Genomic DNA, 7,891 nt, shown 5'->3' with positions numbered 1-7,891 from the left:
ATTCCTTTTGATCCTATGGAAATTGCGCTTCATGACATCTATAAAAAATTTGCAGAAACAGATATGACGGCTCATTTTAGAATGATTCACGAATATCCTTTATCGGGCAAACCTCCAATGATGACACATGTATTTGAAGATTCTTCAGGAAATAGAATTATTGCGGCTAAAGGTGCGCCTGAAGCAATTTTAGAGGTTTGTAGCCTTTCTGAACAAGATAAACAGAAGATTATAACCGCGATGGATCAATTGACGAGCAAAGGCTACAGAGTGCTTGGTGTGGGACAGGGAAATTTGCAGGGAAATAATTATCCTGACAAACAGCAGAAAATCTTATTTACTTTTAAAGGACTTGTTGCTTTTTATGATCCTCCAAAAGATAATATTTCAGAAGTGCTTCAGTCTTTTTATGCAGCAGGAATTGCCGTCAAGATTATTACTGGAGACAATTTGAAAACGACTAATGCTATCGCGCAGCAAATTGGTTTTGTTGGTTCTGAAAAAGCTATAACTGGAGATGAACTAATGAAATGGAGTGATCAAGAACTGCAAAACAAAGTAATGGATATTAATATTTTCAGTCGAATGTTTCCAGATGCTAAATTGAGAATTGTAAACGCTCTTAAAGCTTGTGGGCAAATTGTTGCCATGACAGGAGATGGAGTTAATGATGGGCCTTCGCTAAAAGCTGCTCATATTGGAATCGCTATGGGGAAAAAAGGAACAGCAATAGCAAAAGATGCCGCATCGCTTATCCTTACTGAAGATGATCTTTCAAAAATGGTTGATGCCGTAGCAATGGGGAGAAAGATTTATACGAATCTAAAAAAAGCAGTTCGATACATTATATCTATTCATATTCCAATAATTCTCATTGTCTTCATTCCGCTTGCTTTAAGATGGATTTATCCTAATATATTCAGTCCGCTTCATGTTATTTTGCTTGAACTAATTATGGGGCCAACTTGCTCCATTATATTTGAAAACGAACCTGCTGAAGCAGATACAATGAAGAGGGGACCAAGGCCGATGCGTACAGATTTTTTTAATTTTAAAGAATTGACGGCAAGTATTATTCAAGGGATTGCAATAACTTTAGGATTGTTGCTTTCTTATCAATGGGCGATATACAATCAATGGAATGAAAACATTACACGTAGTATGGTTTTTTTAACTTTAATTACTTCCAATATTGTTTTAACGCTGGTTAATAGATCATTTTATTATTCGTTATGGACAACATTCCAATACAAAAATATCCTTGTCTCCATAATAATAGGCATTACTATTTTTTTGACGATATTGTTATTTGCTATTCCTTTTTTGCGTTCTCTTTTTAATTTTGAACTTATTACACTTTCTCAAATGTTTTTTTGCATCGTGACAGGCTTAGTTTCAGTATTGTGGTTTGAAGTTGTGAAATATTTTAGGAGAAGATAAAAGACACATTTCTATAACAGACTCATTTTTTAATGTTTCGTAATTAATTTGCTTTGATCTCTAAACTCACTTGGTGTAAATCCCATTTTGCGTTTGAAAGTACGGTTGAAATTAGAAATGTTATTAAATCCGCTATCGTAACATATCTCTTTAATAGACTGTTCAGATTCAAATAATAATCTTGCGGCAAGCCCCAATCTTAAATCAGTAACATAATCTGAAAAAGAACTATTAGTACATTTTTTAAAATAATGGCTAAATGCCGATTCTGACATATTAACTAGATCGGCAACTTCTTTTAGCTGAATTTTATTCTGAAGGTTGTCTTTAATAAAATCATTTACTTTTTCGATTTTATGGCTTTCAGAAAAACTATAATAATCTACATAAGAATGCGAGGAAAGGCTTTTTGTGTTTTTTGCAATCGCTAAATCATGTAATATAGATAAGAAGTTAAGCAAAGAGTCAAAATCTTGTGAATCTGATAACTGCAGTATTTTAGGCTTAAGCGCTTCAATAGTTTCTTTAGAAAAAGCAATTCCTCTTTTAGATCTTTCTAATAACTCGCGAATCGGAAGAGCTAATTTTCGATTTAAAGTCTTTTCAGAAAACAAATCTTCATGAAACTGTATCGTAACCACATGCGCCTCAGTGTTTTCTTTTATTCCTGTCCATAAATGAGGAGTGTTTGAACCTATAAGTGCCATATCGCAATCTGTATATTCTATGACAGAATCTCCAATAATTCTTTTTCCTGAAGAATTCAAAACCAAATTAAGTTCTATTTCAGGATGAAAATGTAGCGGAAAATCAAATTTGGCATTCTTATGATTTAATACTATAAAGAAGTCATCTTCTGAAATAGGTACTAATTCTCTTAGGATATTGCGTTTTTCGTTCATAATAGTATTATAATATTTCATTTGGAGAATAAGAAACTTGTTCAAAAATAAATAATATTTTTCTGTTATATGCTATTTTGAGTGCAAATAAAAATTATTTGTTCATATAAAGAACATGTTTGTTGTTAAAAGTATTATTTATTATTCATGAAAGTATTACTATTTGATGGTATTTACAAAACCGTTACGAAAACGAAGTAGTTAATTTGTCTCGAAACTATTAACTAATCTTTAACCAATCAAACAATGAAAAAAAAATGGACAAAAAGTATACTTTTTTGTATTCTGTTTGTTAGCGCATTTTCAGCTTACAGTCAGAATATAATTAAAGGTACAGTTGCAGACGAAACAGGTCTCACTATCCCCGGTGTAAATATCAGCGTGGAAGGATCTTCTAAAACGGCCTCAACAGATTTCGATGGAAAATTTGAAATTAATGCTCCGGCAAATGCAGTTTTATCTTTTTCTTTTATGGGTTTCGATACTCAAAAAATTTCCGTTTCAGGAAAAAATACTTTGAATGTTGTTTTAAGAGCAGCTTCGCAAAATCTTAAAGAAGTTGTCGTTATCGGATACGGCTCTGTTAAAAAAGCAGATCTTACCGGTTCTGTAAGTACAGTAAAAACGAAAGCTTTAGAAGATATTCCATCAAATTCTGTAGAACAGGTACTGCAAGGACGAGTTGCTGGATTACAAGTAACAACTTCTCAAGACCCAGGATCGACTTCGACAGTAAGAATCAGAGGAGGAAGTTCGCTTAGAGGTTCAAACGCTCCATTAGTAGTATTAGACGGATTTCCATTAGGAGATGCAGGCGATTTAAAACAAGTAAATGTTGCAGACATTGATAAAGTAGACGTATTAAAAGACGCTTCGGCTTCTGCAATTTACGGTTCTAGAGGTGCAAACGGAGTAATTATTATTACTACTAAATCGGCCAAGAAAGGAAAAACACAAATTTTAGTGCAGCAGCAATCTACATTTTCTGAATTTAATTCAGAGTTGAATTTGTGGCGCGATCCTGTTTTAATGGCACAATTGAGTAACGAAGGAAGAATCAATGGCGGACAGCAACCTTTATATATCGGAGCAAAGAATTCTAATGGTGTTTATTATCCGTCTATTCAGGAATTGCAGTCAGGTTCATGGCCTTATTTCACAAAATGGGACGATGTAACCTTTAGAAACATGCCATTAGGAAACAACACTATCGTGAGCATTAATAGCGGAACAGACAAAACAAGTTTCAACCTAAGCGGAAATTATTACAGTGAGCAAGGTGTTTTTGTAAAAGACGGTTATAGCAAAGGCGGTTACAACCTTCGTATCAAACACGATGTTTTTGACAATTTTACAGTAAGATTTTCAAATATTGTAAGTAAAGGAAAAAGAGATTCAAATGGCGGTTTAGCTTATTGGAGAAATCCTATTTTCCCAGTTTACGACGAAAATGGAGAGTATTACATGATTGGTCAAAACGATTATACACATCCGGTGGCAATTACAAATCTTCGTCAGAACGAAACCAAAACTATAGATGTAATTACTTCTGCCGCTTTAGAATGGCAAATTATACCAGAATTGCGATTAACATCAAGATTGAATTATAAATACGGCTCTTCTGTAAATGATCAATATTTTCCAAGTAAATATACCGAAACTGGCGATTTCAACAACGGGGCTGGTTACATCAATAACTGGGAAGGTCAGAATTTTGTTTCAGAGACTTTTGCCAACTTCAATAAAACATTCAATAAACATGATTTTGGTATAACAGGCGGTTATACATATGAAAGTTATGTATCGAGAAGTTCAGGACTTGGTGCATTTGATTTTGTGAATGAAACTTTAGGAAATGAAAACATGGGAGCTGGAAATCCTGAGAGAAATACAGTTTCTAACGGAAAAATTGAAACCAAATTAGTTTCTGGAATTTTCAGAATGAATTACGCTTACGCTGATAAATACTTGATGACGCTTACAGGGCGTGCAGATGGTTCTTCAAAATTTGGTAAAAACAATCAATGGGCATTTTTCCCTTCAGGTGCATTAAGCTGGAAAGCACACAACGAAGAATTCATCAAAAAGTTAAATGTATTTGATGAGCTAAAATTCCGTGCGAGTTATGGTATTTCAGGAAATCAAGGAATCAATCCATATCAGACTTTAAGCCGTTATGGTGTGAGCCAATATTACGATAACGGAAGTTGGGTTTCTGCAATTGGGCCTGGATATGTTGTGGGCACAACAGGGCAAGACGGGATTGAAAAACTTTGGGGCGGAATTCCAAATCCAGATTTGAAATGGGAAACCACAGCACAAAGCGATTTTGGGGTTGATATTTCGATCTTAAAAAGCCGATTAAATATCGTATTTGATTATTATAACAAGCGTACAAAAGATCTTTTGAGAGAAAGAATCTTAACGCCTTCGTCTGGATATGATAGAATTTGGGTAAACGATGGAGAATTGACCAATAAAGGTTATGAAATTACATTAGACGGCGAAATCTTCAAAAATAAAGATTGGCAAATTAATGCTTCTGTAGTGTATTCTAAAAATAAAAATCAAATCGTAAGTCTTGGATCTGTTGAGCAATCTGGATTAAATGTTGATCCGAATACAGGAATGCAATATGAATATTCTGGGAACAGTCTAGAGCAGTTTAGACAATTTCCCAATCTTTTGGCAATTGGTCAGCCAGTAAATGTTTTCTACGGATATAAAACAAACGGAATTGTTCAAACGCTTCAAGAAGGAATCAATGCAGGTTTAGACGGTCAATTGGCTCAGCCTGGAGAATTTAAATATGTAGATATAAATGGCGACGGAGTTGTAGATACAAAAGACCAGACAATTATTGGAAACCCAAATCCTGATTTTATGGCGAGTTTCAATATGACACTAAAATACAAACAGTTCGATTTTAGCTTCTTTTTAAATGGCGTTTTCGGTCAAGATGTCTTAGATACACAAGCATTCAATCAGCCAAGCAATACGCCATTGCGTTGGACATTAGACAATCCGACAAATGATTATCCAAGTTTAAGAGACGGAAGAACAGTTAAATTTTCAGATTGGTGGGTAAAAGACGGCTCTTTTGTTAGAATTCAAAACATCACATTGGGGTATACTTTAAAACCAGTAAAAAGCGCATTTCAAAGTGTACGCTTGTATTTAAATGCAAACAATGTATACACCTTTACCAAATTTGATGGTTACGATCCAGAAGTTGGAACAGACGGAATTTACTGGGGAGGATATCCTAGATTGAGCAAATGGACATTTGGATTGGACTTAACTTTTTAAAAAACTACTATGAAAACAAGATATAAAATAGCAACAATGGCACTGTTGATGAGTGTGTTTGCTTGCGATTTGAATGAAGAGCCATACGGATTTTATTCAGAAGATAATTTCTATAAAAGTGCTTCTGATGCTGAGTCTGCTGTAGATTATGCCTATGATGCCCTTACATTTTTAGAATATTCTAGAGCTATATTTTATGTAGGCGATTTGCCAACAGAAGAATGTGGTCCAAAAGGAGATGAAACGGCAGATAATCAGAACTTAGATAAATGGCAGGTTGGAACTTTTAGCACCAACAGAATGCTTGGAAATTATTTTAAATATGCATACATCGCTATTAATAGAACCAATGCAGTTATTAAAAATGTTCCAAACGGAAAATTTGAGCAAGATTTAAAAGATAAATTCTTAGGAGAAGCTTATTTCTTAAGAGCTTGGAATTATTTTAATCTGGTAAAGAATTTCGGAAAAGTGCCAATGCATACTTCGGTTGTAGAAACAGTAAGTCAGACTGCAGCACCAATGGCGAAAAACCTAGATGAAGTTTACGATTTTATAATTGCTGACGCCGAAAAAGCAATTGAACTTTTAAAAGTAAATCAAGCTTTAGGACGTGCAGATAAAGTGGCAGCACAAGCATTATTGGCAAAAGTATATTTGTATATCGCTTCTTCAAAAGAACATAATGTGCCACAATATGCTGAGATGAACAAAGATGTAGCAACTATGTATCAATTGGCTGCAAAAAATGCAGAAGATGTTATTGCAGGTCAAAGTGTTTATGGTTTTGAAAACAATCTTTTGAGTATTTACGATGTCGAAAAACCTTTAGGAAAAGAAAACATCTTTTTGCTTTCTATGGACAGAACAGGAGCAACAGAAGGAGATTATTCTAAAATTTCAAAACTGTTTATTCCGTATATCGATGGCGCTACAATTTATCTCAAAAATCCAGACAATACCTATACAAAATCACATGATGGATGGAGTGTTTTTCAAACTTTAACGGGGTTCTTCAATAGTTTTGACAATTCAGATAAAAGAAAAACAGACTTATTTGTAACCACAACTTACGATGCTTCGGGAGTTGTTTCTGCACAGTATCCTGGAAAAATTGTATATCCGTTTACACGAAAATACATTGACCCAAACTTCATAGGAGACAAGACAAGTACCAAACCTTTTTTAATTCGCTTTAGCGAAGTAGCATTAACATATGCAGAAGCTGCAGGACCAACTACAGAATCTTACGCTTTAATCAATCAAATTAGAAACAGAGCAGGTTTAGGAAATTTAACACCTGGATTAAGCGTAGATAATTTCAGATTGGCAGTTTTAAACGAACGCTCTTTTGAATTGGCTTTTGAAGGAAATCGCCTTTATGATTTGCGTCGTTTCAATAAAGTATCTCAAGTTGTGCCAGAAGCTTCTGGAATAACGGCAGAACAAGCTGCATTCTATCCGATTCCGCAGACAGAAATTGATTTGAACACAGGATTATAATTTTAAAAATATACTATTATGAAAAGAATACTATACTTCTTGTGTGTTGTCACAGCGCTGGCGCAAACAAGCTGTCAGAACGATCCTTTGGAAGATATTGAAGAAGGAAAGTGGAATAATGAGCGCAATGTTTTGGATATAAAATTTGAAAACCAAGTAGGAAATGCTTCAATTGTGCGTGTTGATGATTTGACTGGTACAATCAATTTGGCAATCAATGTTGATGCTGTTCCAGACTTAAGCCATATCGTGATCAAAGAAATGGTTTTGTCTTACGGTGCAAATTCATCTATTAAAGAAGGTGAAGCTTTAAATTTTGAAAACGCGCAAAAAAGTGCAGAATTAACAGTAACATCTCCAACAGGAAAATCTAGAAAATATACGGTTGTAGCAAGCTCTTTTAGAGAATCACTTATTGGGACTTATGATATTGATAATTTGATTGTTTACGGAGGTACAGGGCCAGAATATGGAGGAGGAGCTGTTATGGCAATGACAGATAAACCTTGGATTTGGTCGGCAACCTTAGGTCCAGATAAAGAATTAGACAATCAGCTGATTTTTGAAATGACAGGAATTACAGAAGATGGAAATACTTACGGAACTGTAACCAATACAGCTGGAGCCGATGGTGCATATGCAGATTTTATTTATATCGGAGATCCTCAAACAGATGTAAAGAAATTCTACAGACAAATTCCAGAAGGAGAAGGAAAATGGCTGAGAAACTATGCTAC

The 7,891-nt window shown here is 34.6% G+C and carries 5 protein-coding genes; 4 read left to right on the top strand and 1 reads right to left on the bottom strand.

Going from position 1 to position 7,891, the window contains the following annotated elements; translation table 11 throughout:
* Positions 1–1,440 (top strand): cation-translocating P-type ATPase (locus tag B3J44_RS00655; protein ID WP_286964938.1); only part of this gene is annotated, 1,440 nt, incomplete at its 5' end.
* A 29-nt stretch (positions 1,441–1,469) separates the two neighbouring features.
* On the opposite strand, the gene B3J44_RS00650 is transcribed toward B3J44_RS00655, so the two are convergent.
* Entirely contained in the window at positions 1,470–2,363 is an 894-nt protein-coding gene (locus tag B3J44_RS00650) for an AraC family transcriptional regulator (protein ID WP_278021431.1), read from the bottom strand.
* Between the two features lie 225 nt (positions 2,364–2,588).
* Here B3J44_RS00650 and B3J44_RS00645 point away from each other — a divergent pair, with 225 nt between their 5' ends.
* The 3 genes from B3J44_RS00645 to B3J44_RS00635 form a co-directional block, all read left to right on the top strand.
* On the top strand, positions 2,589–5,651 hold the full coding sequence (locus B3J44_RS00645) for a SusC/RagA family TonB-linked outer membrane protein (protein ID WP_286964936.1): 3,063 nt from the start codon (positions 2,589–2,591) through the stop codon (positions 5,649–5,651).
* A gap of 9 nt (positions 5,652–5,660) precedes the next feature.
* Positions 5,661–7,154, top strand: coding sequence for a RagB/SusD family nutrient uptake outer membrane protein (locus B3J44_RS00640; protein WP_286964935.1), 1,494 nt, complete (start codon positions 5,661–5,663; stop codon positions 7,152–7,154).
* An 18-nt stretch (positions 7,155–7,172) separates the two neighbouring features.
* Positions 7,173–7,891: hypothetical protein (locus B3J44_RS00635; protein ID WP_286964933.1), on the top strand; the 719-nt coding region annotated here is incomplete at its 3' end.

It is taken from the genome of Flavobacterium sp. UBA4854, from assembly GCF_002399805.1.
Classification (GTDB): domain Bacteria; phylum Bacteroidota; class Bacteroidia; order Flavobacteriales; family Flavobacteriaceae; genus Flavobacterium; species Flavobacterium ginsengisoli.
Note: the sequence above shows the minus strand (reverse complement) of the source record. Positions and strands in the feature narration are given on the sequence as shown.